Annotated in this window: 28 protein-coding genes, 3 pseudogenes and 1 riboswitch; of the genes and pseudogenes, 19 read left to right on the forward strand and 12 right to left on the reverse strand. The window is 62.7% G+C overall.

Translation table 11 applies throughout. The features are described 5' to 3' along the window. The first annotated feature begins 255 nt into the window (after positions 1-255). Positions 256-1,467 (forward strand): ABC transporter substrate-binding protein, encoded by a 1,212-nt coding sequence (locus tag BLS26_RS10050; RefSeq protein WP_092510619.1) that lies wholly within the window; start codon positions 256-258, stop codon positions 1,465-1,467. A 23-nt stretch (positions 1,468-1,490) separates the two neighbouring features. Next, positions 1,491-1,694 carry a hypothetical protein gene (locus tag BLS26_RS35620; RefSeq protein ID WP_157676397.1) on the forward strand — a complete coding sequence of 68 codons (204 nt, stop codon included), beginning with the start codon at positions 1,491-1,493 and terminating at the stop codon, positions 1,692-1,694. Here the strand turns inward: BLS26_RS35620 and BLS26_RS10055 are convergent. After that, complete coding sequence (locus BLS26_RS10055; RefSeq protein ID WP_092510621.1) at positions 1,678-1,890, reverse strand: dodecin family protein; 213 nt, start codon at positions 1,888-1,890, stop codon at positions 1,678-1,680. The genes BLS26_RS35620 and BLS26_RS10055 overlap by 17 nt on opposite strands. Positions 1,891-2,523: 633 nt before the next feature. Here BLS26_RS10055 and BLS26_RS35625 point away from each other — a divergent pair. Together BLS26_RS35625 and BLS26_RS10065 are read left to right on the forward strand one after the other, a co-directional pair. Beyond that, a pseudogene (locus BLS26_RS35625) lies at positions 2,524-2,640 on the forward strand (transposase); the annotation flags it as partial. 20 nt (positions 2,641-2,660) lie between these two features. Continuing rightward, a pseudogene (locus BLS26_RS10065) lies at positions 2,661-2,881 on the forward strand (IS256 family transposase); the annotation flags it as partial. On the opposite strand, the gene BLS26_RS37200 reads toward BLS26_RS10065, so the two are convergent. The 4 genes from BLS26_RS37200 to BLS26_RS36270 all read right to left on the reverse strand — a co-directional run bounded on the left by BLS26_RS37200 (position 2,835) and on the right by BLS26_RS36270 (position 5,780). Then, positions 2,835-3,398, reverse strand: a complete 564-nt coding sequence (locus BLS26_RS37200; RefSeq protein ID WP_371360795.1) for a hypothetical protein — start codon at positions 3,396-3,398, stop codon at positions 2,835-2,837. The pseudogene BLS26_RS10065 and the gene BLS26_RS37200 sit on opposite strands and share 47 nt — an antisense overlap. A 579-nt stretch (positions 3,399-3,977) precedes the next feature. Beyond that, positions 3,978-4,529, reverse strand: coding sequence for a PRC-barrel domain-containing protein (locus BLS26_RS10070; protein WP_092510623.1), 552 nt, complete (start codon positions 4,527-4,529; stop codon positions 3,978-3,980). Between the two features lie 86 nt (positions 4,530-4,615). Beyond that, positions 4,616-4,993 carry a PRC-barrel domain-containing protein gene (locus BLS26_RS10075; RefSeq protein ID WP_092510625.1) on the reverse strand — a complete coding sequence of 126 codons (378 nt, stop codon included), beginning with the start codon at positions 4,991-4,993 and terminating at the stop codon, positions 4,616-4,618. A gap of 163 nt (positions 4,994-5,156) precedes the next feature. After that, on the reverse strand, positions 5,157-5,780 hold the full coding sequence (locus tag BLS26_RS36270; RefSeq protein WP_092510627.1) for a hypothetical protein: 624 nt from the start codon (positions 5,778-5,780) through the stop codon (positions 5,157-5,159). A gap of 173 nt (positions 5,781-5,953) precedes the next feature. Between BLS26_RS36270 and BLS26_RS10085 the strand changes: the two genes are divergently transcribed. Both BLS26_RS10085 and BLS26_RS10090 read left to right on the forward strand, forming a co-directional pair. Further along, positions 5,954-6,682, forward strand: coding sequence for a response regulator (locus BLS26_RS10085; protein WP_092510629.1), 729 nt, complete (start codon positions 5,954-5,956; stop codon positions 6,680-6,682). A gap of 55 nt (positions 6,683-6,737) precedes the next feature. Then, positions 6,738-8,072, forward strand: coding sequence for an ATP-binding protein (locus BLS26_RS10090; protein WP_092510631.1), 1,335 nt, complete (start codon positions 6,738-6,740; stop codon positions 8,070-8,072). Between the two features lie 73 nt (positions 8,073-8,145). On the opposite strand, the gene BLS26_RS10095 is transcribed toward BLS26_RS10090, so the two are convergent. Then, on the reverse strand, positions 8,146-8,340 hold the full coding sequence (locus tag BLS26_RS10095; RefSeq protein ID WP_092510633.1) for a hypothetical protein: 195 nt from the start codon (positions 8,338-8,340) through the stop codon (positions 8,146-8,148). Between the two features lie 403 nt (positions 8,341-8,743). Here BLS26_RS10095 and BLS26_RS10100 point away from each other — a divergent pair. The 7 genes and pseudogenes from BLS26_RS10100 to BLS26_RS35635 form a co-directional block, all read left to right on the forward strand. Continuing rightward, positions 8,744-9,148, forward strand: a pseudogene (locus tag BLS26_RS10100) (transglycosylase SLT domain-containing protein); the annotation flags it as partial. 440 nt (positions 9,149-9,588) lie between these two features. Continuing rightward, positions 9,589-9,731, forward strand: a riboswitch (TPP riboswitch). Then, on the forward strand, positions 9,719-10,747 hold the full coding sequence (locus BLS26_RS10105; protein ID WP_092510635.1) for an FAD-dependent oxidoreductase: 1,029 nt from the start codon (positions 9,719-9,721) through the stop codon (positions 10,745-10,747). (Overlaps the previous riboswitch by 13 nt.) Beyond that, positions 10,738-10,935 (forward strand): sulfur carrier protein ThiS, encoded by a 198-nt coding sequence (gene thiS, locus BLS26_RS10110; RefSeq protein ID WP_092510637.1) that lies wholly within the window; start codon positions 10,738-10,740, stop codon positions 10,933-10,935. The genes BLS26_RS10105 and thiS overlap by 10 nt, the downstream gene beginning before the upstream one ends. Before the next feature lie 160 nt (positions 10,936-11,095). Then, positions 11,096-11,878 (forward strand): thiazole synthase, encoded by a 783-nt coding sequence (locus BLS26_RS10115; RefSeq protein ID WP_092510639.1) that lies wholly within the window; start codon positions 11,096-11,098, stop codon positions 11,876-11,878. Beyond that, on the forward strand, positions 11,865-12,473 hold the full coding sequence (locus BLS26_RS10120; RefSeq protein WP_092510641.1) for a thiamine phosphate synthase: 609 nt from the start codon (positions 11,865-11,867) through the stop codon (positions 12,471-12,473). Before BLS26_RS10115 ends, BLS26_RS10120 begins: the two co-directional genes overlap by 14 nt. Before the next feature lie 149 nt (positions 12,474-12,622). Beyond that, a complete protein-coding gene (gene thiC / locus BLS26_RS10125; protein ID WP_092510643.1) occupies positions 12,623-14,542 on the forward strand; it encodes a phosphomethylpyrimidine synthase ThiC in 1,920 nt (639 codons plus the stop codon). Between the two features lie 173 nt (positions 14,543-14,715). Then, positions 14,716-15,351, forward strand: a complete 636-nt coding sequence (locus tag BLS26_RS35635; RefSeq protein ID WP_157676398.1) for a hypothetical protein — start codon at positions 14,716-14,718, stop codon at positions 15,349-15,351. Between the two features lie 104 nt (positions 15,352-15,455). Here BLS26_RS35635 and BLS26_RS10135 read toward each other — a convergent pair whose 3' ends face one another. From BLS26_RS10135 to BLS26_RS10150, 4 genes are all read right to left on the reverse strand, one after another. Continuing rightward, complete coding sequence (locus BLS26_RS10135; RefSeq protein ID WP_092510647.1) at positions 15,456-15,962, reverse strand: lipocalin-like domain-containing protein; 507 nt, start codon at positions 15,960-15,962, stop codon at positions 15,456-15,458. A 469-nt stretch (positions 15,963-16,431) separates the two neighbouring features. Then, positions 16,432-17,394, reverse strand: coding sequence for an IS110 family transposase (locus BLS26_RS10140; protein ID WP_092509475.1), 963 nt, complete (start codon positions 17,392-17,394; stop codon positions 16,432-16,434). A gap of 720 nt (positions 17,395-18,114) precedes the next feature. After that, complete coding sequence (locus BLS26_RS10145; RefSeq protein WP_092510649.1) at positions 18,115-18,663, reverse strand: phosphohydrolase; 549 nt, start codon at positions 18,661-18,663, stop codon at positions 18,115-18,117. Positions 18,664-18,670: 7 nt separating this feature from the next. Beyond that, a complete protein-coding gene (locus tag BLS26_RS10150; RefSeq protein WP_092510651.1) occupies positions 18,671-19,111 on the reverse strand; it encodes a hypothetical protein in 441 nt (146 codons plus the stop codon). Between the two features lie 133 nt (positions 19,112-19,244). Between BLS26_RS10150 and BLS26_RS10155 the strand changes: the two genes are divergently transcribed. The 5 genes from BLS26_RS10155 to BLS26_RS10175 all read left to right on the forward strand — a co-directional run bounded on the left by BLS26_RS10155 (position 19,245) and on the right by BLS26_RS10175 (position 22,868). Beyond that, complete coding sequence (locus BLS26_RS10155) at positions 19,245-19,631, forward strand: RidA family protein (protein ID WP_092510653.1); 387 nt, start codon at positions 19,245-19,247, stop codon at positions 19,629-19,631. Between the two features lie 104 nt (positions 19,632-19,735). Continuing rightward, the gene (locus BLS26_RS10160; protein ID WP_092510655.1) at positions 19,736-20,428 is read left to right on the forward strand and encodes a glutathione S-transferase family protein; all 693 of its coding nucleotides are present in this window, start codon (positions 19,736-19,738) and stop codon (positions 20,426-20,428) included. Between the two features lie 104 nt (positions 20,429-20,532). Further along, positions 20,533-20,787 (forward strand): hypothetical protein, encoded by a 255-nt coding sequence (locus BLS26_RS10165; RefSeq protein WP_092510657.1) that lies wholly within the window; start codon positions 20,533-20,535, stop codon positions 20,785-20,787. 136 nt (positions 20,788-20,923) lie between these two features. Next, on the forward strand, positions 20,924-21,691 hold the full coding sequence (locus BLS26_RS10170) for an SDR family NAD(P)-dependent oxidoreductase (protein WP_092510659.1): 768 nt from the start codon (positions 20,924-20,926) through the stop codon (positions 21,689-21,691). A 7-nt stretch (positions 21,692-21,698) separates the two neighbouring features. Then, on the forward strand, positions 21,699-22,868 hold the full coding sequence (locus BLS26_RS10175) for a cytochrome P450 (RefSeq protein ID WP_092510661.1): 1,170 nt from the start codon (positions 21,699-21,701) through the stop codon (positions 22,866-22,868). Here BLS26_RS10175 and BLS26_RS10180 read toward each other — a convergent pair whose 3' ends face one another. Further along, positions 22,869-23,111, reverse strand: coding sequence for a hypothetical protein (locus BLS26_RS10180; protein WP_092517889.1), 243 nt, complete (start codon positions 23,109-23,111; stop codon positions 22,869-22,871). Between the two features lie 85 nt (positions 23,112-23,196). Then, positions 23,197-23,463, reverse strand: coding sequence for a DUF2277 domain-containing protein (locus BLS26_RS10185; RefSeq protein WP_092510663.1), 267 nt, complete (start codon positions 23,461-23,463; stop codon positions 23,197-23,199). Between the two features lie 132 nt (positions 23,464-23,595). Between BLS26_RS10185 and BLS26_RS10190 the strand changes: the two genes are divergently transcribed. Next, entirely contained in the window at positions 23,596-23,835 is a 240-nt protein-coding gene (locus BLS26_RS10190; RefSeq protein WP_092517891.1) for a DUF2188 domain-containing protein, read from the forward strand. Positions 23,836-23,909 lie beyond the last annotated feature (74 nt).

A 23,909-nucleotide genomic window follows, 5' to 3' on the forward strand; every position in this document is an offset into this window, starting at 1 on the left:
CGCTTGCGGGGAGAGGGTTGGGGTGAGGGGCTGCTTCGGCAAACTCGATAGACGTGAGTACGCGGAGAGTCCCCCTCCACCCGGCGCTTCGCGCCGACCTCTCCCCGCAAGCGGGGCGAGGTAAGAAGCCAAGCCCGCTTTTTAGCCATTGGTAGCAGGTTCCAACATGGCGATTAACTTTACCCCCTTCGGCAAAGCCGGATACAAGGGGCCCATTGCAACGAAGCCCTTAACAGAAGCTTGGGAGAAGAAACCATGAAATCCATCGCAGCCGCGGTCGCGGCCGGTCTTGCTGTCGCCCTGTCGGGCGGCGCGGCGCAGGCCCAGATCTCCGACGATGTCGTCAAGATCGGCGTGCTCACGGACATGTCGAGCCTCTACGCCGACGCTACCGGCAAGGGTTCGCTGGCAGCGGTGCAGATGGCGGTCGAGGATTACGGCGCCAAGGTCAAGGGCAAGCCGGTCGAGGTGGTGGCCGCCGACCATCAGAACAAGCCTGATGTGGGCGTCAGCATCGCGCGCAACTGGTATGACAACGACAAGGTCGACGCGATCTTCGACGTGCCGACCTCCTCGGTGGCGCTGCCGGTCTCCGCGCTGACGCGCGAGAAGAACAAGATCAACATCAATTCCGGCGGCGGCTCTTCCGACATCACCGGCGTCGCCTGCTCGCCCAACACCGTGCACTGGACCTACGATACCTACGCGCTGTCGAACGTCGCCGGCAAGGCAATGGTCAAGCGCGGCGAGGACACCTGGTTCTTCGTCACCGCCGACTACGCCTTCGGCATGGCGCTGCAGCGGGATGCGGCCAACGTCGTCAAGGAGAGCGGCGGCAAGGTCGTCGGCGAAGTGCGTGCGCCGCTCAACTCGTCCGACTTCTCGTCCTTCCTGCTGCAGGCCCAAGCTTCCAAGGCCAAGGTGATTGCGCTTGCCAATGCCGGCGGCGACACCACCAACGCGCTGAAGCAGGCCGCTGAATTCGGCATCACCGACGGCGGCCAGAAGATGATCGCGCTGCTGATGGAAATCACCGATACCCATGCGCTCGGCGCCAAGGCGACCCAAGGCCTGATCGTCACCGACGCCTTCTACTGGGACATGAACGACGAGACCCGCGCCTTCTCGAAACGCTTCAACGAGAAGGTCGGCCACATGCCGACCATGATCCAGGCCGGCCTGTATTCGGCGACCATGCATTACCTGAAGGCGATCGAGGCCATTGGAACCGACGAAGCGCCGAAGGTGATGGCGCAGATGCGCGCCACCCCGGTCAACGACTTCTTTGCCAAGAACGGCAAGATCCGCATCGACGGCCGCATGGTCCACGACATGTATCTGTTCGAGGTGAAGAAGCCGGCCGAGTCCAAGAACGAATGGGACCTCTACAAGCTGCTCGCCACCGTCCCCGGCGACGAAGCCTTCCGTCCGCTCGACAAGGGCGGCTGCCCGCTGGTCACGCACTGAACCATCATTGCGAGAAACGTAGGATGGGCAAAGCCACCGGGTCGCGCGAATGCGCGCCCGATGACAGGCTCCGCGTGCCCACCAACTTTCCTCGCGACGAAATGGTGGGCACGGCGCAAGCGCGCCTTTGCCCACCCTACGAAAAACAAAAACGCGCCTGGCAAAACCGGGCGCGTTTCTTTTTGCAGTTCAGCTTTGGCTGCTGCGGCATCAACCTTCAAACTTGAACGAGACTTTCAGCTTGGCGCGGTAGGCTTCGACCTTGCCCTTGGCGTCCAGTTGCAGATCGAGCGTGACGACCTCGGCGACGCGAAGATCGCGCAGGGATTTTCCGGCCCTGGCGACGGCCGCGCCGGCGGCCTTCTCCCAGGAGTCCTTGCTGGTACCGATCAGTTCGATCACCTTGTAGACGCTTTCAGCCATGTCGTCCTCCCGTTGGTTTCAGGCAGGACGCAGGTGCTCCTGCCGCAACGTAAGCGTAGCATCGGGATATGCCGGCAGATAGGATGCGCTGCAGCATGGCTTGGCCGGTCAGCCCCCTAAACAACTCCCCAACAACTCGAAATATGAATCAAAACGGCCGGGCGGCAATGCCGTCCGGCCGTCCGATGTCGGTTACATGGGCAGAGGCCTGGGGAATTAGTTGGTCGAATAAGTGAACTCCGGCATCGCCTTCAACTCGTCCTTGGTCGCAATGAACAAAGCGTGGTCCGGATACCGGGGATTGGGCTTGGCGTGTGCCGGCGATTTGCCCGACGTGTCAATTTCCGAAAATAATCAAATGCAGAATTCTATCGAGCAAGGCCCGCGAAGAATTTAAACCAGTCATTGCCATCCGGCGCATCGGATTTATCCGGCAGACCGAAGACTTGCGGCGGAAGGGGCGACATGAGGCGCAATGCCGAGCTACTTGAAGAGGCGACGGAAGTTGTCGCCCGCAACGACAAGGATAGCGTTGTTGAAGTCGCCGTTGCGGTGCGCGAGATCCAGGGCCATCTGGCTCTACGGTATCGAGGTGTCCCTCGATACGATCAGCAAACCGACGTCACTCTCGACGAGGTCCGCGAACCGCAGAGCCGGCCGTTGGAATCGATCTATCCGATGGTCGTCTTCGACGCACTCAGGGTCAAGATGGGCGACGAGGGGATGGTCAAGAACAAGGCGGTCTACGTCGTGCCGCTTCGGCGAGCCCGCACTTGCGGACCACCAACCGCACCATCCAATCGAGGGCTACCCGTCGAACAGAACCGCGCTCGCGACAATTTTCAAACTGGTCGAGGCGGCGCAGAAAAGCTGGCGCTGTCTCGATGGTCACAACCAGTTGCCGAAACTCGTTCTCGGTGTGACGCTCTCCGACGGGATCGAGGTCATAGCCCAAGCAACCGGTCGTCACTCCAAAACCGCCCGCGCCTGACCGGCCCCCGTCTGTTACCAGAATTTGGCGGCAGCTCGAAATTGACTATCCTCAGATACAGCACGCCAAGCTTTTCGAGCCGTCCCCTCCTTCTCACGTGGGAAAAAATGGGTAATTTGGTCATCGCACCATCGACATCAATCGAAGCTATTCGCTCGTTATCCGCGAATACCAACTCTTTCTCCTCGAACAAGCAGCAGTCTCGTATGCCGCGTCTTTCACGGACGCCGTTTACTTGTATGCTGCCGCCGCTCGCTGAAACGCTGACGTGTAGCATCACGCCCAATGACTTTATGTCGGCTACGCAACTCGTGCGGCACGCGACCACTCCTTCATCGCTCGCACTCCCCGCATCGACGCCATATTCCAGCATGTAGTCCATAGCGCTCGCGGAGCTGCCGCCGAAAAGCAAAAACAGTAATCCAACAGAACAAAGTGATCTCAATGACAGCCGCACAGGTGAAACGCTGTCACGATCGCTTCCCAACCGCTTCGCTAGTAAGTCGACGATCAACATCGCAACCTCCACACCATCTCTGCCAGCAGCAACAGAATGAACGCCAACCAACATGCAGCGGTCAGAAGCAAAAGTGCGTATTCAATACACCAATCTGCAAACAGCAATAACCTAGCGACCATCCTGCACATCAGAAAGGCAATGACGGCCAGATATTTGCGGCAATGTGTGGGCGGCAGAATGCCAAGAATTCATTTTGAGAACCCGGTAAAGGCCTGCCTGCGGCAGGTCTGCAAAGCTACCGGTCCTGAGGGCTTCGTCGATTCAGCCAAGTGAGCCTGGGCGCGGAAGCGCCATTTCCGGTTCGGCTTGCGGGATATCTTCGCCGGGCGCCTTGTACCCGGGGAAGCCGCGAGCGGCTTCTCGATGCGGGGCTTACAGTTCTTGCGATGTTGAACATATACCGGTGATTTTGCCCGACGCGTCAATCTCCGAAAATAATCAACAGCAGAGACGGCCGCCAAAGGCGGCCTATGCTCTCCCGCGCGCGGGGACGAGGTTTAGAAACCGCATCAATAAAAAACGCGCCCGGCAAAACCGGGCGCGTTTTCATTTTAGGCGATCAATTGAAACGATGCCTTAGTTGATCGAATACTTGAACTCCGGCATCGCCTTCAACTCATCCTTGGTCGCGTTGTACACGGCGTGGTCCGGATACCAGGGATTGGGCTTCGCGGTCGCCGCCGGCGCGATGGTCGCAGCGCCCGTCGTCGTGGTCGAAGAAGGCGGCATGGTCGAAGACGTCCTGGCGGCCCCGGATGCGCCCGGCGCGTTGGCCGCACCGGTATAGGCCACCGGCTCGGTGACGAACTTCACCTTGTCGAACGGTACGGCGACGAGATGTTCGCCGACGCCGAGGAAGCCGCCGACGCCGATCACGACCGCCTTGATGTTACCGCTCTTGTCGGTGAGCAGGTCGTTGATCGAGCCGACGCTCTCGTTGTTGTCGTTGTAGACGCTCAGGCCGGCGATCTTGGACGCACGCCAGTCACCCTGGAGCGACGAAGATGTCGTGGACGCGGGCGCCGCGCCGGCGCTGTCGGTGGTGGTCGCGGCAGGTGTCTGTGCGAACGCGGCACCGGCAAGCAGCGCGGAACCGGCAAGGGCCGCGATGGTATATCTGGCTAACATTTCAAGTTCTCCTCAGTCTGAAATCGATACTGGGAAAACCCGTGAACGCAGCAACTGTTCCGCAAATTTACACGGGAACACTGCGATCAAAAGCCGCCCCAGTAAGGCGGCATGCCGTAATAGCGATGCAGCTCCGCTTCCTGCGCACGATCGCCCCAGTCGAAATCCTTGTCGGCGCGGAACGAAGGCGCGCGCTTCAGTTCCTCATCCTCGATGTCGAGTTCGTAGGCCTCGAACCTGGTGTTGTAACAGAGCCGGCCCCAGGGCAGCGGCAGCAGATTGGTTCCGATGCCGAGGAAGCCGCCAAAACTCAGTATGGCGTAGGACACCTTGCCGGAGACCTTGTCGATCATCAGCCGTTCGACGTGGCCGATCTTGTCGCCGTTCGGCCGCCGCACCGCGGTGCCTTCGATCCGGTCGCTCGCGATCAACTGATGCGGCCTGGTCATGACCTCGATTGCCATCGCACCCTCCAGACGTAAATTAAACGGGTTAACGTCGCATCGTGGCGCCGGTTCCGCGCCGATTGGAAACGCCGCGAAAATACAACAGCCACCCTTCCCTTTCGGGAAGGATGGCTGCCTGACACGATCCGAGGGTCGCGCGTCGCCCGCGTCAGAAAGGATTTCAGCTCTGGTAGTCGATCAGCAGCGCCGAAAGCGACGAGCTGCTACTCGACGAACTGGTGCTGCCGGTCGAGCTGTAGGAGCTCGACGACGAGCTGCTCGCCGCTTCCTGCAGCGATTGCAGGAATTGCTGCAGCAGGTCGCTGGCCGAACTCGTGCTCGACGAGGACGAGCTCGAGGAATCCGAGGACGAGGCGTCGCCGGACTTCGATCCGCCGCCGTGATGTCCATGATGGGCGCCACCGGCACCACCCGGGCCGCCTGCTCCACCCGGACCGCCGCCGCCCGAAGCATCGCCGCCGGCCCCGCCGGGACCGTTGGCGAAGGCGGCCTTGAAGACGCCCTGCAGTTCGGTGGCCTGGTCGCTGGTCAGCTTGCCCGAGGAGACCTCGCTTGAGATCAGGTCGTCGATCTTGGACTTGATGTCTCCGGGCTGGCTACCGCTGGACTGGTCGCTGGAGCGGCTGGACTGGATCGAGGAATCGATGTCGGTCAGCGCCGAGGACAGTGCGTTCTGGTCGGTCGAGGAGATCGCGCCGGAGGTGACTTGGGACTGCAACTCAGCCTGCAATTTCTGCAGGGGCGACTGGTAGGTGCTGGCAGAGGCCGCCGAGATCGAGGTCATGATAGCTCCAGGAAAAGGTTCGTATTCGACGCCCCGACCGTAGGGTTAACGGTCTTAACGAGACCTTTTCAGCGGCGTCTTAGCTGTTACCTTGTGTTGCCCGGGGGAACCCGGAAACATCCGGAAACAAAAATCATTCGCCCTTCGCCCCGAATCTCCGACAAAAGGTCGATATGGCCCAGCCCGTGCCCAACATCCTCGTCGTGGAAGACGACCGCGAGACGCGAACGCTGATCGCGAAATACCTGCGCACCAATTCCTGCAACGTCACCACAGCGACCGACGGCCGCGAAATGGCGCGCGCGATGACCGACCATCGCGTCGATCTGTTGATCCTCGACGTCATGCTGCCCGGCGAAGACGGCCTCAGCCTGTGCCGCAAGGTGCGCGCGGAATCGCAGACGCCGATCATCATGCTGACCGCGCGCGGCGAGGACGTCGATCGTATTCTCGGCCTGGAGATGGGCGCCGACGACTATCTGGCAAAGCCGTTCAATCCGCGCGAATTGCTGGCCCGGATCAATGCGGTGCTGCGCCGGCAGGCCGCGGCCCAAACCGCCAGCACCACCGAGGGCGCGACCGCGCTGAGTTTTGCCGGCTTTCGCATCGACCTCCGTTTGCGGGAATTGCGCGATCCCGAAGGCGCCCGCGTCGCGATGACATCAGCCGAATTCGATTTGCTGCGCACCCTGTGCGAGCGGCCCGGCCGCGTGCTGTCGCGCGACAGCCTGCTCGACCTCACGCAAGGGCGCAACGCCGGCTCGTTCGAGCGCTCGATCGACGTGCTGGTGAGCCGCATCCGCCGCAAGATCGAGCCCGATCCGCTGGAGCCGACGTTGATCAAGACGGTGCGGTCCGGCGGCTACGTGTTCACGCCGAGAGTCGAACCGATCAAGAGTTGAACCGACAGCAGCCGCCGGCAACTGAGCCGGCGTTGTCCGCCATGAAATGCGCGTTATGAAGTTTTTCGGTTTCCTCAACCTGCGCGGCATCAGCGGCCAGATCGCAGCATTGGTCGTTGCCTCCATCGTGGCGCTGCATCTGATCATCACCGCGAGTTTCCTGATCCACCGGCCGGACCAGCCGGATTCGTCGTTCGACCGCGGCCATTCGCAGCTCGCCGCTTCAGCGCATTTGCTCGGCGCGGCGGCGGCGCCGGATCGGCCGCGGCTGATGGGCGATATCGCACGCGCCTTCCCGCTGCTCGGCATCGCGAGCCTCGCGCCGGGAACGCCGGTAGCGGCGGAACCTGACGGCATCAACCTGCGCGGTCTGCACCGGCGCCTTGGCAATGGCTATCACATCTTTGCGCTGCCGCCCGATGGCGAGACCCGTAAACTCGGCATCGCGTTGCCGGACGGCGCGATGATCTCGGCCAACATCCTGTCGGATCAGCGGCAGCGCCCGCCGTTCCTGGGCAGCCCATGGATGATGACGCTATTGTTCGCCGTGATCAGCGTCACCCTGCTCGGGCTGTGGGCGGCGCGCGCGTTGACGGCGCCGCTGTCGTCGTTCGCCAGGGCCGCCGAAAGTTTCAGTCTCAACGGCGCCGCCGCGCCGCTGCCCGAACGCGGGCCGGAGGAGATCCGTTCGGTGGCGAAGGCGCTGAACCGGATGCGCGAGCGCATCACCGGCCTGATCGACGACCGCACCAAGATGCTGGCCGCGATCAGCCACGACCTGCGCACGCCGATCACGCGGATGCGGCTGCGCTCGGAATTCATCGAGGACGAAACCCATCGCAGCCGCATGCTCGGCGATCTCGACCAGATGCGCTCGATGCTGGAGTCCGTGCTGTCGTTCCTGCGCAACGATCGCAAGCTCGAAGCAATGACACTGGTCGATATCGCCTCGACCTTGCAGCTTGTCACCGATCAGTTCAGCGATATGGGCCGCAAGGTGAGCTATGACGGGCCGCCGCACGCGATGGCGACCGTCCGCCCCGACGACCTGCTCCGCAGCGTCACCAATCTGGTCGAGAATGCTGTCAGGTTCGGCGCCGAAGCGACCATCCGCCTGCGCACCTCGCCTGATGTCGTCACCATCGATGTCGAGGACGATGGCCCCGGCATTTCGGACGCGCAGAAGAACAACATGCTGGAGCCGTTCGTGCGCGGCGACGACGCCCGCAACATGGACGAGACCTCGGGCTTCGGCCTTGGTCTATCGATTGCGAATGCCATCGTGCTGGCCCATGGCGGCGCGCTGTCGCTGCACGACCGCCAGCCGCACGGGCTGGTGGTGCGCATTCAACTGCCGGTGCATCAGCAGATCGAGCGCACGGCCGCCTGATTTACATAGCGTTTTCAAGCGAAGTGTTTTTGCGGTTCGCGTGAAGAAAACGCGTCAAATCTAAAACGCGTTGTTACGCCGCGATCGCGTCCGGATCCGCTTCGTCGTAGATCGCAATCGCCTCGAAGCGATAATTGCAGGCGCGGCAGAACCAGAGGAACGAGGTCCGGCCCGGGCTGCTTTCAATCCAGTCCGGTCGTGCGATCGGCTTGCCGCATTGCGCGCAGGGATTTTGGCGGGGCTGATAACTCGAGCCTGATCCAATCATGGCGCATCTCCCTCAGATTTTATTTTGATTTGATTTGCAGTTGAATTGCAGATTCTGGACTTGGGACAGATTTGCTGTCGCAACCGTGCAACGCTGCCGAAAAAAATCTTAGACCCGCTTTGCGTCTTTTGCACGACAATCATGCGTGTTGGCGGTGCGGAAAAATACGGAGAAAATATTAGACCCACATGGTGAGGCGCGCGGCTTCGCACCTCTGCATCGCCGGGCGAACCATGAGGCCGCGATCGCGCCGCCTATCCTTCGAGACGCCGCGGAGCCTGTCATTATCCCCGTGTGCCAAAGCCATATCCCGTCCGCTTTTCGCCACATCTGGCCGCGATAGTGCGCCGCCCAAATCATTAACGCGCGCCCAAATTCATCGCGCCCGGCTGAGACCCTTTTCATGAAGCGTTTGCCTGTTATTGCCTGGCTCGCCGCCGCGGCAGCGCTGCTGTTTTCGCCCGAGGCGAAAGCGCAGAGCCGCGCGGCTTACGAAAAGATGGTCGCGGTTCACGCGCACGCGAACGGGGTACCGGAAGCGCTGGTGCATCGGGTGATCGTGCGCGAAAGCAAATATCACCCGGACCTGATCGGGCGCGGCGGCACCATCGGGCTGATGCAGATCAAGCTCGCGACCGCGCGCGGCGTTGGCTACCAGGGCGACGCCGAAGGCCTGCGCGATCCCGAAACCAACCTGACCTATGGCGTCAAATACCTCGCCGGCGCCTACCGCGCCGCACAGGGCGATCACGACCGCACCGTGCGTCTTTATGCCGCCGGCTATTACGAGGTCGCGAAGCGCCAGCGGTTGGCGCGGCCCAGGCAGCCCGAGCCTGTGCTTGCGAGTGCACCGCCGAAAGACGCCGAGCCCGCGAAGGAAGCGTCCGTCGAGCTGAAGCAGTCGGTCTCCGAGCCAAAGGAAGCGGCGGTGGATACCGCGGTGCCCGCTGAGGCCGAGCCCGAGCAAACCGAAAAGCCGACGGAGGCCGTCAAGCCAAGGGAAGTCGCCGCCCGGCCCAAAGGCCACCATGCCGCGAAGCCAAAGCCCCCGCCAGGGCCGCTCGTGCTGACGCCGATCCTTGCGAAGCTCAAGTCGGTGCTGACGCCCTCGCCAAAGGCTGCCCACAAGAAGCTCGCGGACGCCAAAGAGCGGGTTCCCCGACCGTCTGCCGGCATGGCTGCCAGTTCTTCCAGCGGTGCAAACGCCGCACAGCCGCGTTGACACCTCGGTCCATCGGCCTACATTAGACCCGTTCCGAGGGGAGCTCCGACGAGGAGCTGAGATACCGCATGCTTTGGCTGACCTTTTCGGAGGTGAAGCCGGGGACCGCGGTGACCCTTTGAACCTGATCCGGGTCATGCCGGCGAAGGGACAGGGATGTTACAGGGTTCGAAGTCGCGGGGGGATTCCCCCGTTTCCATCATCGGAGCGGGCATTGCCGGCGCCTGGCAGGCGCTGCTGTTCGCGCAGGCCGGCCACGCCGTCACGCTATACGAGCGCAGTGACGACGCCATGACGCTGGCCACCAGCCATTGGGCCGGCGGCATGCTGGCGCCTTGGTGCGAGGCCGAGGCCTCTGAGCCCGTGATCGGCCGGCTTGGCTTGCGCTCGCTCGATCTCTGGCGCGAGCATTTTCCCAAAACCCCGTTCAACGGTTCGCTGGTGGTGGCGCATGCGCGCGACCGCGCCGATTTCGAACGCTTTGCCAAACTCACCACCGGCCACGTCAGGCTCGACGCGAGCGCTGTGAGCGAACTCGAACCGTCGCTGGAAGGCCGTTTCCGCGACGGGCTGTTTTATGCCGACGAAGGCCATGTCGAGCCGCGCCGCGTGCTGCCGGAGCTGCATGCGCGGATCACGGCGGCCGGCGGCACCATCAAGTTCGACAGCGACGTCGATGTCGACGATCTCGGCGGCCAAAATCTTGAAGGCATCGTGATCGATTGCCGTGGCCTTGCCGCGCGCGACCGGCAGAAGGAGCTGCGCGGCGTCAAGGGCGAGATGATCATCGTCGAAACCAGTGAGGTCGAACTGTCGCGCCCGGTGCGGCTGATCCACCCGCGCTGGCCGCTCTACGTCATCCCGCGCGGCGACGGCAAGTTCATGCTGGGGGCGACCTCGATCGAGGCCGAGGACACCGGCGTCAGCGTGCGCTCGGCGCTGGAGCTGTTGGGTGCCGCCTATGCCGTGCATCCGGCGTTTGCCGAGGCGCGGATTCTCGAATTCGGCTCCGGCCTTCGTCCCGCCTACCCTGACAACCTGCCGCGGATCACGGTGGAGAAGAAAAAGATCGCCGTGAACGGGCTCTATCGTCACGGTTTCCTGCTGGCCCCGGCGCTGGCGGAACTGACGCTGGCGCATGTCGAGCGCGGCGCGATCGACAATGAGGTGATGCGATGCGTGTAACTGTTAACGGCGAAGCGCGCGAGATATCAGCCTCGCGCATCGACGCACTGCTCAGCGAGCTCGAATACGAAGGCACGCATTTTGCGATCGCCGTGAATTACGACGTGCTGCCGAAGAGCCGCTGGGCCGAAACCACGCTGAAGAGCGGCGACGAAATCGAGATCATCACGCCACGGCAGGGAGGGTGAGGATGATGCTTGCGCCCCACACTCCGCTGTCATCGCCCGGCTTGACCGGGCGACCCAGTACGCCGCGGCCTCTCGGTTCAATCTCCGGTTTCCCGGCGTACTGGATCCCCGCCTTCGCGGGGATGACAGACGTGGCCGGGAGGACGAAATGAGAAACACCATGCTGAACTTCTACGGCAAAACCTTCACCTCCCGCCTCCTCATCGGCAGCGCGCTGTATCCGTCCCCGGCGATCATGCAGGGCGCCATTCGGGCGTCCGGCGCCAACATCGTCACGGTGTCGCTGCGGCGCGAGGCCGCCGGCGGCAAGACCGGCGATGCGTTCTGGTCGCTGATCCGCGAGCTCGACGTCATGGTGCTGCCGAACACCGCCGGCTGCCGCAGCGTGCGCGAGGCGGTGACCACCGCAAAGCTGGCGCGCGAGTTATTCTCCACGCCCTGGATCAAGCTCGAGGTGATCGCCGACAACGACACGCTGCAGCCCGACGTGGTCGGCCTGGTCGAGGCCGCCGCGATCCTGATCAAGGACGGCTTTGAAGTGTTCCCCTATTGCACCGAAGATCTTGGTGTTGCGATGCGGCTGGTCGATGCCGGCTGCAAGGTGGTGATGCCGTGGGCAGCACCAATCGGCAGCGCCAAGGGGATCATCAACCGCGACGCGCTAAAGCTGCTGCGCGACCGGCTGCCCGATATCACGCTGGTGGTCGATGCTGGTTTGGGCGCGCCGTCGCATGCGGCGCATGCGCTCGAACTCGGCTACGACGCCGTGCTGCTCAACACCGCGATTGCCAAAGCCGCCGATCCGGTGGCGATGGCGAACGCGTTCCGCCTTGCCGTGGAAGCCGGCCGCACCGCTTTTGAGGCGGGCTTGATGGAAGCCCGCGACTTCGCCTCCCCTTCCACCCCTGTCATCGGGACACCCTTCTGGCATGCTGTATCCTGACAAGTTCTATCCGGTCGTCGACAGCGTCGCCTGGGTGGCGCGGTTGACCAAGCTTGGCGTCGGCACCATTCAGCTGCGCGCCAAGGACCTCAACGACTCGCAGGCGCTGCAGATCGTCAGCGATGCGCTGGCCGTGACCAAGGGCACGCGGACAAAACTCGTGGTCAACGACTACTGGCGCGCGGCCATCGTCGCCGGAGCGCAGCATCTGCATCTCGGCCAGGAAGATCTCGTCGATGCGGACCTCGCCGAAATCCGCAACGCCAGACTGACGCTCGGCATTTCCACCCATGACGACGCGGAGCTTGAGACCGCGTTGCGCGCCGAGCCCGATTACGTCGCGCTGGGCCCGATTTTCCCGACCACGCTGAAATCGATGCGCTTCGCGCCGCAGGGCATTCCAAAAATCACCGAGTGGAAGAAGCGCATCGGCACCATCCCGCTGGTCGCGATCGGCGGCATCAAGTTCGAACAGGCGGCCGAGATTTTCGCCGCCGGAGCCGATTCCATCGCCGTCGTCAGCGACGTCACGCAAAACGCCGACCCCGATGCGCGGGTGCGGCAATGGCTCGGCCAGAACGCGGAGGCCGCGTGAGACAGTTTACGAAACCAACCACCGCCGTCATTCCGGGGCGCATCGAAGATGCGAACCCGGAATCTCGAGCTGAGATTCACAACTTCTAGATTCCGGATCGGTCCGCTTCGCGGCCCGTCCGGAATGACAAACACAACGGAGGATACGCCATGAACATCCGCTCCAACCCCGACACCACGCTTCCCGCCGTCACCACCGGACCCCTGCCCGCCTCGCGCAAGATCTGGGTGACGCCCGATGAAGCGCCGGATGTTCGCGTTCCCCTGCGCGAGATCATCCTCAGCGAAGGCGCCGGCGAGCCGAACCTGCCGGTCTACGACACCTCGGGCCCCTACACCGATCCCGATGTCACCATCGACGTCAACGCCGGCCTGAAGCGCGCGCGCATCGAATGGGTCAAGGAGCGCGGCGGCGTCGAGGAGTATGAAGGCCGCGACATCAAGCCCGAAGACAACGGCAATGTCGGCGCCTCGCATGCGGCAAAAGCATTCACCGCGCATCACAAGCCGTTGCGCGGCGTCGGCGATCACATGATCACGCAGCTCGAATTCGCCCGCGCCGGGATCATCACCAAGGAGATGATCTACGTCGCGACCCGCGAAAATCTTGGCCGCAAAGTGCAGCTTGAGCGCGCCGAAGCCGCGATCGCCGATGGCGAGAGCTTTGGCGCCAGCGTGCCCGCTTTCGTCACGCCGGAATTCGTCCGCAGCGAGATCGCGCGCGGCCGCGCCATCATCCCCTGCAACATCAACCACGCCGAACTGGAGCCGATGATCATCGGCCGCAACTTCCTCACCAAGATCAACGCCAATATCGGCAACTCCGCCGTGACCTCGTCGGTCGAGGAAGAGGTCGACAAGATGGTGTGGGCGATCCGCTGGGGCGCCGACACCGTGATGGACCTCTCCACCGGCCGCAACATCCACACCACGCGGGAATGGATTCTGCGCAACGCGCCGATCCCGATCGGCACCGTTCCGATCTATCAGGCGCTGGAGAAGTGCGAAGGCGATCCCGTCAAGCTGACCTGGGAGCTCTACAAGGACACGCTGATCGAGCAGTGCGAACAGGGTGTCGACTATTTCACCATCCACGCCGGCGTGCGCCTGCCCTACATCCACCTCACCGCCAACCGCGTCACCGGCATCGTCTCGCGCGGCGGCTCGATCATGGCGAAGTGGTGCCTGGCGCATCACAAGGAGAGCTTCCTCTACACCCACTTCGAGGAAATCTGCGACCTGATGCGGAAGTACGACGTCTCGTTCTCGCTCGGCGACGGGCTGCGGCCGGGCTCGATCGCCGACGCCAACGACCGCGCGCAATTCGCCGAACTGGAGACGCTTGGCGAACTGACGCAGATAGCCTGGAGGAAGGGCTGCCAGGTCATGATCGAAGGCCCCGGCCATGTGCCGCTGCACAAGATCAAGATCAACATGGACAAGCAGCTCAAGGAATGCGGCGAAGCGCCGTTCTACACGCTCGGGCCGCTGACCACCGACATCGCCCCGGGCTACGACCATATCACCTCGGGCATCGGTGCCGCCATGATCGGCTGGTTCGGCTGCGCCATGCTGTGCTACGTGACGCCGAAGGAGCATCTGGGATTGCCAAACCGCGACGACGTCAAGGTCGGCGTCATCACCTACAAGATCGCGGCCCACGCCTCCGACCTCGGCAAGGGCCACCCCGCCGCGCAACTGCGCGACGACGCGCTCTCACGCGCCCGCTTCGACTTCCGCTGGGAGGACCAGTTCAACCTCGGCCTCGATCCGGAAACCGCCCGCGCTTACCACGACGAAACGCTGCCGAAGGAAGCCCACAAGGTCGCACACTTCTGCTCGATGTGCGGCCCCAAATTCTGCTCGATGAAGATCACCCAGGACGTCCGCGATTACGCCGCGACGCTGAACGACCCCGACAAGCGCGCGATCGCCGGTGGCGCCGTCGGCATGTCGGTCTCGGGCGTCATCGAGGACGGCATGGCGCAGATGAGCCAGAAGTTCAAGGAGATGGGATCGAATGTGTATCTGGATGCGGAGAAGGTGAAGGAGAGCAATCGGGTGTTGTGAGGGAGAGCTCTCGCCGCGTCATGCCCGGGCTTGACCCGGGCATCCATCGGAAAACGAAAGGCCGGGCGAGAGCCCGGCCTTTTCGCCCAGAATTGCGCTAGGCTGCGCTCACAACTAAAGCTATTTTAAGCAAACTCCAATCAGGCCGCCGCATCAGCGAAATCGAATCCACCATGGGCTCTTTCATTGCTGACTATCATGAAACGGAGGAGGCTCTTCCACTCGTCTACAATCTCGGCCGCCTCTCACTCGAATGGAATATGGTCGAGCAATTCTTCACGACCATAATTTGGGAATTGCTCGGCGACTATTCTTCCGGAATGGCCATCACGGGAGGGATGGGAAATACTTCTAAGGCTGATGTTGCCTTACGATTGTCGAAGCAACGTCTCAAAGATCAAGACGTGTTAAATGCGATATCTTTTGCATGTAAGGCATTCAACATCCTGCGCGTAAATAGGAATATGCTGATCCATTCTCACAGTATTTTCCGCGGAGACAATGGCGACAAACCGCAATGGCGAAGAGCAACTGGGAAAGGACCGGTCGGGCATGCTAGTGCAGAAGCCGATTTCGAAGACCTAGAACGATTGATTGCCGAAGTTTGTACGCTGGGATTGTTCGTCACCGCATTGGTACCATTCCTTCACCCAAAGCGTCGCAAGCATTGGCGGAACAAAAGCCGCCCCCAGCTTCCGACCGAATTTCCCATGCCAAGTTTGCTTGTTCAGCCACCAGAACCGGAAAGCCAAAAAGCGAAAGAGAAGGCCGCACGAAAGAAGGGGGAAGATCCGGCTACCGACCGCTAGGACCGCAGGGCGGATTGGCGCAGCGTAATCCGCCGCATCTCTCCGCGACAGCATCCGGATCGCGGTGGGTTACGGCTTCGCCTAACCCACCCTACCCCGTCCCCCTACTTCACCCGCCGATAAAAATTACTCGCACTCCCCCGCCCGCCGCCGACGTTCGGGTTGGTGTTGACGAACTCGTCGTCGGTGAGCTTGTCGATATTGCGGGTCTGCGCCTCGCCCTCCCAGTTCGGGAATGAGGACGACACGATGTTATAGGTGACAGTCTTTTTGGCCTCGTCGACGGTGTAGGTGCCGAACACCGACAGGCTGCGCCGCATGATCCCCGCGTATTCCTCCGGCGTGCCGGTCATGCGATTGTTGGAGGCGATCTTCGGCACGTCGCCGGCGACGTGGATCTGCGCGAAGCGGCCGTCGGCGGTGAAGATCAGGACGCCCTTCGGCGTCTCGCCAAACGGGAACGACTTCTTGCCGTCGGGCGCCGCGACTTCGGCGACCACGAAATTCCAGGTGCCGACGATCTGCTCCTTGAGATTCTTGGCCGGTTGCGCGGCGGCGGCGCCGGCCGACAAAGCAAGCGCGAGCAGACTGGCAGCGATCTTCAACTTCATGGTTTCCTCCCCGGAGACGTTTGGCGCGCATGCTAGGGCCGTAGGGCGGATTAGCGAAGCGTAATCGGCCGCCTTTCTTTCGATAACCGAGCTTGCAAGTTGGTGGGTTACGCTTCGCTAACCCACCCTACGGCGGCTCGCTGAGATTCTGATTCCATTTCGAGCACAAGAACAATTTTTCGTCGCAACCTGCGACAAAGTAGCCCGACGGGCAAATCACCCAAACCCTGTCCAGCCCTTCGCGCAAAAATAAATCGCTGGCCCCGTCGGGCAAATCAAATTCATAACTCCCGCCATCCTGTCCCACCAGAGCAACTGTGCTGAAGTAAACCGGCGATCGGCCGGGCCTCAAGGCTGGTGCGGGGCGCGCCCCGCCTTCGGCGGCTTACGGCCTTGACCCCGTCCGCTCTCCGGTCTGTTGGCTTGGCATGCGCTCGGTCGATGACCGAGCGCGGTGAGGTGCGCTCGCTCAGTTCAGTGCGTAACGGCTGGGATCCCATTTCTGCCGTCGTGCGATCATGATGTTGAGGATGACGATGAGCTTGCGCATGCAGGCGACAAGCACCACTTTCGGCTTCTTTCCCTTGGCAATCAGGCGGTCGTAGAAGGCCTTGAGCACCGGGTTGTTCTGCGTGGCTGCGCCGAGGCAGGGCATGTAGATGGCGTTGCGGACCCAGCGGCGGCCACCCTTGATATGACGCTCACCGCGCCGATGGCCGCTATCGTCGTCGTACGGGGCGGCGCCTAATAACGCACCGGCGATCTTGTTGCTCACCTGCCCAAGCTCCGGCATCCCCGCAATGAGGTTGGCGGAGGTCGTTTCGGCGAGGCCCGGCACGCTCTCGATGATCTCGGCACGCTCGGCAAGGTGTGGCGAGGCCTTGATCTTGGCCGCAATTGCCGCCTCGAGCTTGGCAATTTCACTGACCAGATTCTTCAAGACGCGGGCATGCGTTTTCTGAACCAGTCCTGGTGCAGCATGCTCGTTTTGGCTTTGCAAGCGCGTCTTGAGATCACCCAGACCGATGCGCGCTTTCACCAGCGCCAGCAACTCCTCGCGTGCGGCATCGTGGGTCTGGCTCGGCGCCTCGGTAAATATCTCGGCGAACCAGGCGATCATCTCCGCGTCGATCACATCGTTCTTTGCCAGCCGGCCGGCCGATAGCGCGAAGCTGCGGACGCGTTTGGGGTCGACGATCCGCACCTCGACACCGGCCTGGCGCAGTAGCTTGGCCCAGTCACGCTCGTAACCGCCGCTCGCCTCCATCACAGCCCTGGTTGCCTTGTACTTGCGAAGCCAGGCCACCAGCTTGCGGTGGCCTTGTCCCGTGTTCGGACAGACCTGACGCAATGACAGCGAGCGAATGCACGCATCCACCTTGTCCTTTGCCACATCGATGCCCACGACAATGCGATCATCTTGTGCCATCATCCACTCCCTTCCTTGCTCGGTACGGGCTCGAAGCCCTTGCAACTGTTCGGGTTGAGGAAGACGCCGGAGCTGTCCCTCGCTCTGGTACAGGCTCTGTCGCCTTTGGGGCGTACGGGCTCAGTTCCAGCAACGGGCGGTTGGTCCGCAACCGCCCGTTCGCTCATTCTGCCAAATTTTTTGGACACAAGGGGCGTAGGCCATCGTCGCAAACGAGGGGCAGGGAGCGGTGGACGTGGGATCGCGACTGACGAGCGTGGTCTTTACGTACGGTGAAATCGTTTGGGTCCGACGCCCCGATGCAGGCGTCAAGTTCGAAGGCAGCCAACGCTGCCCGAGAGCGATGGTGTCACAAAAAGCAGGGTCACCAGGACGATCTCGTATAAGCCGTAAAGCCATTGCGCAGGGAAGGCCGGAGGCTTCCGCCAAACCTGTATGCTCGTGCGCAAATCTTGTTGCAACTATCGCGTACGAGACCGCGGGTGCGGCGCGCACCCGGTCTTCCCTGCGCCCTCTGATTTCCAAGAGGGCAAACGAAATGGAAAACTTCGGGCAGATGATGCCGCGAGAATGATTTCCGCTGTCATCGTCCGCGAAGGCGGACGATCCAGTATTCAAGAGACGTTCGTGATGGAATCGATGGGCCGCGGAGTACTGGTTCGCCCGGTCAAGCCGGGCGATGACGGCAGGGCTGTTTGATAGTTGAATAGGAACACCGAGCCGTTATTGGCTCAACGACGCCAACTCCCGCGCAATATTCTCGCGGGCCTTGCGGTCATACGCCTCGGCAAAGCCGGCATCGGGAAAGATGAACGGGCGGGCCGCGAAGTGACCGAGCACCCTGGCGCGGCCGGCACGGTAGTCGCGATCCGCCACATGGGCGTACTCCTGCCGGATCGCAGCCGCATAGGCGTCGTACCGCGCGGGCTCCGCGCCGAGGATGCTGAGGTCGATCGAGATCAGGATTGCCCCAAGGCGGTCATGCGGTTCGACCTCGTGGGTTTTGGTCAGGCGGATAAGCCGGCCCACCTCCGCACGAAGATCCTGGCGGACGTGCTGCTCGGCCAAACGAGCGCTGAGATCTTCGTTGTCGGCCCGCGTGGCATCGTAAACGACATCGTGCCACCAGATGGCCTCGGACAGAATCTCTCGCTCGGCCGCCGAAAGATTGTCCACCCGCGCCAGCGCGGCGAGGCAATCTTCGATATGCGCCAGGTTGTGATAGTGACGACACGGCGCCGCGTAAGCCGCGGCCAGCGATTCGCGGTCCACCGGTTCGCTACCGCATCGTGATCGCGAGCCCGCTGAGATCGGCGTTCGCCATCAACCCGGTCTGGCTGCCGGACAGTTCCAGCACGGCGCCCTTCTGGTTGGTCAGCACGATGGCGCGGGCGCCGCGGCCCACCGCGAGGCCGGCACCGGCGGCGCCGTAGACGCCGGCGACATCGGACGGGCGATAGATGTTGCTGACGCGGCCGCGCAGCACCGTCTTCGAGCCACCGAACACCAGGCCATAGTCGAGGCCGCCGGTCGAGAGAGCATAGGTTCGCCCGCGGAACGTCAGGCTGCCGCTGCCGCCGGAGCCGCCGATGATCCAGCCGGCCTTGTAGATCACAAGCTGCACAAAGCCCTCGTCGGCATGCGAGGCCGAGGACAGCATGGTGCCGGCAAAGGCGGTCAGGGCGAGCAGAGCGACACGGAGGGCGGATGACATCTTCATGAATGGGTTTCCCGGGATTGATGAATGCGTGTTGCGTTGCGAAGCGAGTCGCGCTTTGGCGATTGTAACCGATGGGACGGATGGGCAAAGTGGTTCCATCATTGCGTTGCCACCATGGCGAAAAGGAGTCCCCATGTCCCCCATCAAACACTTCGCCCCTCCATCAGGCATCAAATCGCCGCCGCTGTCGTTTGCCGCCCGCACCGGCGACCTGCTGTTCATCTCGGGCATTCCCGGCTTCGACGAAAACGGCGAGCTGGCCGAGGGTTTTGAGGCGCAGTTCGGCTTTGTGGTCGCCAACATCAAGCGCGTGCTCGGCGAGGCCGGGGCGACGTTGCGCGACCTGGTCAAGGTCAACGTGCTGCTGACCCGCGCCTCCGACGTCGCCGCCATGAACGCGCTGTATGCGTCCGCGTTCGGGCCGGCGCCCTATCCGGCCCGCACCACCTGCGTGGTGGCGGCGCTGCCCAATCCCAAGATGCTGATCGAGATCGAGGGTGTCGCGCAGTTGAAGCCGTAGCCGTAGGGTGGATTAGCGAAGCGTAATCCACCGAAACTGATCGCGGCGTGACATGGTGGGTTACGCCTCCGGCTAACCCACCCTACGAAGCAAGAGTGCATCACATGCTCACCCTGTATTCCTATCCAAAGCTGTTCGGCGTCGCCGACAACAACGGCTACGGCCTGAAGGTCTACGCCTTTCTCAAGCTCGCCGGCGTCCGGTTCACGCATGAACATGTATTCGACGCGTCGAAAGCGCCGCGGGGGCAGTTGCCCTATATCGTCGACGACGGTGTGGCGATCGGCGACAGCGAAACCATCCTCGCGCATCTCATCGAAAAATATCGCCTGACCATCGACGCTCAGCTTACGCCGGCGCAGCGCACCACCGACCATCTGGTCACGCGCCTGCTCGACGATCTCTATTGGGTGATGTCGTATTCGCGCTGGAAGGATGATCGCTTCTTCCCGGCAGTTCGCGATGCCTTCATGGCGCAGCATGCGCAGATCGACGAGGCCGGGTTGAACAAGGCCAGGGAATACAACGCGCAGCGTTATTACTTCCAGGGCATCGGCCGCTATGCGCCCGACCAGGCCTATGCGCGGGGACTGTCGGACCTGCAGGTGCTGGCCGACCTGATCCCCCCTGACGGCTATGTGCATGGCCCCAACCCCGGCAGCATCGATGCCGGCATCTACGGCTTCATCGCCAACATCCACTACTATCCGATCCCGACGCCGCTGAAGGCATTTGTTTCCGATCATCCCAACCTGGTACGGCATTGCGAGGCCATTCATGCGGCGGTGAGCCGCTGACGGTGACCGGAATCGAAGAAGCGGATTTGAACCAATCGCGGCTTCGCCGGACAAAATCCATAGCCGGGCCCGAACGCCCTGTTTTTTCAGAATGGAGATTGTCGATGCGTCGCCTGTTTGCCCTTTCCGCCGTTGCCGCCATTGGTTTCACCGCGCTCGCCGCGTCAAGCCCCGCCGAGGCCGCGTTTCACCTGATCCGCTGGCAGGATTCCGGCTTCTGCCAGATCTGGGACGAGAGCGTCCCGACCGCGCCGTGGCCGTCGAACTATAGCGTCATCGTCGGCAGCGAAGTCCCGACCTTCGGCGACGCGCTGATATTCAAGGACGGCATGCTGCGCGACGGCACCTGCTCGTTCTGACCGGGTTGCCGAAGGGCGGGCAAATGCCCGCCCGAAAGCGCGCCGTGGCATATCTGCCCGCAACTCTTGCCACCTTGTGCCGGCGGGCATGCTTGCTATCCTCTGCCAAAATCGCAAAACAGAGGAAACGCGTGCCATGCCCCTTCTCGCCAATCATATCGCCGTCGTCACCGGCGCAGGCTCCGGCATCGGGCGCGCGATCGCCAACGGCTATGCCCGCGAGGGCGCGCGAATCGTCATCCTCGATATGAACGAGAAGGCGGCGGCCGATGTGGCGAAGGAAATCCGTGACGCCGGCGGCAAGGCGGAAAGCTTTGCACTCGACGTCAGCCAACGCGACGACTGTTTCGCAATGGCGAAGACTATCGCCGACAAGGTCGGGCAGGTCTCGATCCTCGTCAACAATGCCGGCATCGCCCGCCGCAACGGCATGCTGGGTGCCGCCGAAGCCGTGATCAAGGATTGGGAAGACATCATCGCCATCAACCTCAACGGCGTCTTCAACGTCACCTATGCCTTCCTCGCGCCGTTGCGCGCCCTGAAAGGGCGCATCGTCAATATCGGCTCGATCCAGTCCTTCGTGCATTTGAAGACGCCGAGTTCGCCGGCCTACACGGCCTCGAAGCACGGCGTGCTCGGCTTCACCAAGGCGCTCGCGGCCGAGCTCGGCAAGGACGGTGTCCGCGTCAACGCGATCGGCCCGGGCTTCATCGAGACGCCGCTGAACGAGAAAGTGCGCGCCAGCAATCCGGAGCTGGCCAAAGTCTTCGTCGCCCACACCCCGCTCGGCCGCGCCGGCACCGCCGACGACATCGTCGGCCCCGCGATCTTCCTCGCCTCCGACATGTCGGCCTATGTCTCGGGCTCGATCGTGATGGTCGACGGCGGCTACCGGACGATTTGAGCACACCATGTCCAACGCCCCGCATTTCGACATCGACGTATCGGCGTTCTGGGCCGATCCCTATCCGGCGCTGGCAAAAATGCGCAAGGAAGCGCCGATCGCGTTCGTGCCGCAGCTCAACTCCACCGTATTCACGCGGCGCGATGATATCTTCACGCAGGAGAAGCGCATCGACATCTTCTCCTCGCACCAGCCGGCTGGCCTGATGAACGTGCTGATGGGCCACAACATGATGCGCAAGGACGGCGATGCGCACATGGCGGAGCGGACCGCGATGTTTCCGGCGGTGTCGCCGCGTACGGTGCGCGACACCTGGGTGCGGCAGTTTAAGGCCCATGCCGACCGCATCCTCGACGAACTGGCGCCGCGCGGCTCAGCCGATCTCTGCAAGGCGTTCGCGCTGCCGCTGTCGGCGGAATGCCTGAAAGACGTCACCGGCCTCACCAACATGCGCTTTGCAGACATGGACGCGTGGTCGCAGGCGATGATCGACGGCATCGCCAACTACACCGGCAACAGGGAAGTCGAGGCGCGCTGTCATGCCGCCACCGCCGGCATCGATGCCGCGATCGACGACATGATTCCCGTGGTGACCAGGCATCCGAACACCTCGATCCTCAGCGTGCTCTTGGCCGCAGGCCAGCCGATGGAGAGCATCCGCGCCAATATCAAGCTCGCGATTTCGGGGGGCCAGAACGAGCCGCGCGACGCCATCGCCGGCGCGATCTGGGCGCTGCTGACGCATCCGGATCAATTGGCGCTGGTGCGGGATGGCAAGGCCAAATGGCTCGACGTGTTCGAGGAATATGCGCGCTGGATCGCGCCGATCGGGATGTCGCCGCGCCGGGTGGCCAAACCGTGGTCCTATGGCGGCGTCGATTTCGAGCCTGAGGACCGCGTGTTCTTCATGTTCGGTTCGGCCAATCGGGATGAAGCCTGCTTCGACGACCCCGATCGTTTCGACGTCACGCGCAGCACGCAAAAGAGCATCGCGTTCGGCGCCGGGCCGCATTATTGCGCCGGCGCCTTCGCCTCCCGCGCCATGGTGGCCGACGTCGCTCTGCCCGGCATCTTCGCGCGATTGAAGGGCTTGCGGCTCGATGCGCGCGAGCCGGTGCGGATCGGCGGCTGGGCGTTTCGCGGCCTGCTCAACCTGCCGGTCGAATGGGACGCCTGATCACGGCGCGGAATGACCAGCGCCGGGATCGGCGCCGGGGTCAATATGATTCTGCGGCAACAGCTTCATCCACTGGAACGACCAGCGCATGGCGCGATACCAGAAATAGCCAACGGCGGCGGCGCAAAGCGCCAGGATGACGACGTTGGCGGGCGTGAAGGTTCCGCTCCACCACAGCATCCAGCCGCCCCACAGAACGGCGAAGGCAATCGAACAGTATTTCAGGGGTATCGTCGGCGTCATGGCATCGCTCCAGTGCAGGTTGAAGCCACGGTAGGCATGGCCTCCTCTGCGCACCGTGAGCTGCATCACGCCAATGGAAGCGCGCTCAACCGAACCTTGCCTTGGAGCGCTCCTTCGCCTTGGCCGCCTCCACCTCGCGGTCGCGCGCCGGCGCATTCGTTTGCAGGGCCGTCAGCAAACGCCTCGCGCTGTCGGAGACTTCGGAGACCGCACGGTTGAAGGCCTCGGCGTTGGCCTGCGAGGGCGAGTTGAAGCCGGACAGCTTGCGCACGAATTGCAGCGCCGAGGCGTGGATTTCAGCATGCGTCGCCGGCGGCTCGAAATTGAACAGCGTCTTGATGTTGCGGCACATGGTCCTCTCCTTCGCCCGCGATGCAGCAGCAGCCGTGCCCCGAGGACGAACGGCCGGTGTAATTTCCGACAGCGCGGGCTATTCTGTCATAGAATGAGCGGCGCGTTCACCCCCGGCAAAGCGAGTTCCCTGATGAGCCATGTGACTTACAAGGTCGTCCAGCACGACGGCGGCTGGGCCTATACCGTCGACGGCGTGTTCTCCGAGCCGTTTCCGAACCGGGGCGCGGCGCTCGCCGCAGCACGGCGGGTGGCGGCCGAGCAGCGGGTTCCCGGACGCACGGAGGCCATTGAATACGAGACGGCGGACGGCAAATGGCACACCGAGACCGCCGCCGGCAGCGACCGGCCGGAAACCGACGTCGAGGGTTAGGGCGCCGCGCGCCGATCTGGTGACGCCAAAACAGCCGATGTGATAGCCTCTCCGCAAGCGGCCCGAAGCGGCCG

Origin of the sequence: Afipia sp. GAS231 (assembly GCF_900103365.1) — a bacterium.
In the GTDB taxonomy this organism is placed as follows: Bacteria; Pseudomonadota; Alphaproteobacteria; order Rhizobiales; family Xanthobacteraceae; genus Bradyrhizobium.

Bases quoted from the DNA above. Each gene is read 5' to 3' on its own strand.
- BLS26_RS35635 (WP_157676398.1), top strand. From the start codon at position 14,716: ATGGGCTCTTTCATTGCTGACTATCATGAAACGGAGGAGGCTCTTCCA.
- BLS26_RS10190 (WP_092517891.1), top strand. From the start codon at position 23,596: ATGAGCCATGTGACTTACAAGGTCGTCCAGCACGACGGCGGCTGGGCC.
- BLS26_RS10050 (WP_092510619.1), top strand. From the start codon at position 256: ATGAAATCCATCGCAGCCGCGGTCGCGGCCGGTCTTGCTGTCGCCCTG.
- BLS26_RS10165 (WP_092510657.1), top strand. From the start codon at position 20,533: ATGCGTCGCCTGTTTGCCCTTTCCGCCGTTGCCGCCATTGGTTTCACC.
- BLS26_RS10055 (WP_092510621.1), bottom strand. From the start codon at position 1,890: ATGGCTGAAAGCGTCTACAAGGTGATCGAACTGATCGGTACCAGCAAG.
- BLS26_RS10085 (WP_092510629.1), top strand. From the start codon at position 5,954: ATGGCCCAGCCCGTGCCCAACATCCTCGTCGTGGAAGACGACCGCGAG.
- BLS26_RS10155 (WP_092510653.1), top strand. From the start codon at position 19,245: ATGTCCCCCATCAAACACTTCGCCCCTCCATCAGGCATCAAATCGCCG.
- BLS26_RS10115 (WP_092510639.1), top strand. From the start codon at position 11,096: ATGCTGAACTTCTACGGCAAAACCTTCACCTCCCGCCTCCTCATCGGC.
- BLS26_RS36270 (WP_092510627.1), bottom strand. From the start codon at position 5,780: ATGACCTCGATCTCGGCGGCCTCTGCCAGCACCTACCAGTCGCCCCTG.
- BLS26_RS10120 (WP_092510641.1), top strand. From the start codon at position 11,865: ATGCTGTATCCTGACAAGTTCTATCCGGTCGTCGACAGCGTCGCCTGG.
- thiS (WP_092510637.1), top strand. From the start codon at position 10,738: ATGCGTGTAACTGTTAACGGCGAAGCGCGCGAGATATCAGCCTCGCGC.
- BLS26_RS10070 (WP_092510623.1), bottom strand. From the start codon at position 4,529: ATGTTAGCCAGATATACCATCGCGGCCCTTGCCGGTTCCGCGCTGCTT.
- BLS26_RS10140 (WP_092509475.1), bottom strand. From the start codon at position 17,394: ATGATGGCACAAGATGATCGCATTGTCGTGGGCATCGATGTGGCAAAG.
- BLS26_RS35620 (WP_157676397.1), top strand. From the start codon at position 1,491: ATGGGCAAAGCCACCGGGTCGCGCGAATGCGCGCCCGATGACAGGCTC.
- BLS26_RS10075 (WP_092510625.1), bottom strand. From the start codon at position 4,993: ATGGCAATCGAGGTCATGACCAGGCCGCATCAGTTGATCGCGAGCGAC.
- thiC (WP_092510643.1), top strand. From the start codon at position 12,623: ATGAACATCCGCTCCAACCCCGACACCACGCTTCCCGCCGTCACCACC.
- BLS26_RS10160 (WP_092510655.1), top strand. From the start codon at position 19,736: ATGCTCACCCTGTATTCCTATCCAAAGCTGTTCGGCGTCGCCGACAAC.
- BLS26_RS10150 (WP_092510651.1), bottom strand. From the start codon at position 19,111: ATGAAGATGTCATCCGCCCTCCGTGTCGCTCTGCTCGCCCTGACCGCC.
- BLS26_RS10180 (WP_092517889.1), bottom strand. From the start codon at position 23,111: ATGACGCCGACGATACCCCTGAAATACTGTTCGATTGCCTTCGCCGTT.
- BLS26_RS10185 (WP_092510663.1), bottom strand. From the start codon at position 23,463: ATGTGCCGCAACATCAAGACGCTGTTCAATTTCGAGCCGCCGGCGACG.
- BLS26_RS10095 (WP_092510633.1), bottom strand. From the start codon at position 8,340: ATGATTGGATCAGGCTCGAGTTATCAGCCCCGCCAAAATCCCTGCGCG.
- BLS26_RS10135 (WP_092510647.1), bottom strand. From the start codon at position 15,962: ATGAAGTTGAAGATCGCTGCCAGTCTGCTCGCGCTTGCTTTGTCGGCC.
- BLS26_RS10170 (WP_092510659.1), top strand. From the start codon at position 20,924: ATGCCCCTTCTCGCCAATCATATCGCCGTCGTCACCGGCGCAGGCTCC.
- BLS26_RS10175 (WP_092510661.1), top strand. From the start codon at position 21,699: ATGTCCAACGCCCCGCATTTCGACATCGACGTATCGGCGTTCTGGGCC.
- BLS26_RS10090 (WP_092510631.1), top strand. From the start codon at position 6,738: ATGAAGTTTTTCGGTTTCCTCAACCTGCGCGGCATCAGCGGCCAGATC.
- BLS26_RS37200 (WP_371360795.1), bottom strand. From the start codon at position 3,398: ATGTTGATCGTCGACTTACTAGCGAAGCGGTTGGGAAGCGATCGTGAC.
- BLS26_RS10105 (WP_092510635.1), top strand. From the start codon at position 9,719: ATGTTACAGGGTTCGAAGTCGCGGGGGGATTCCCCCGTTTCCATCATC.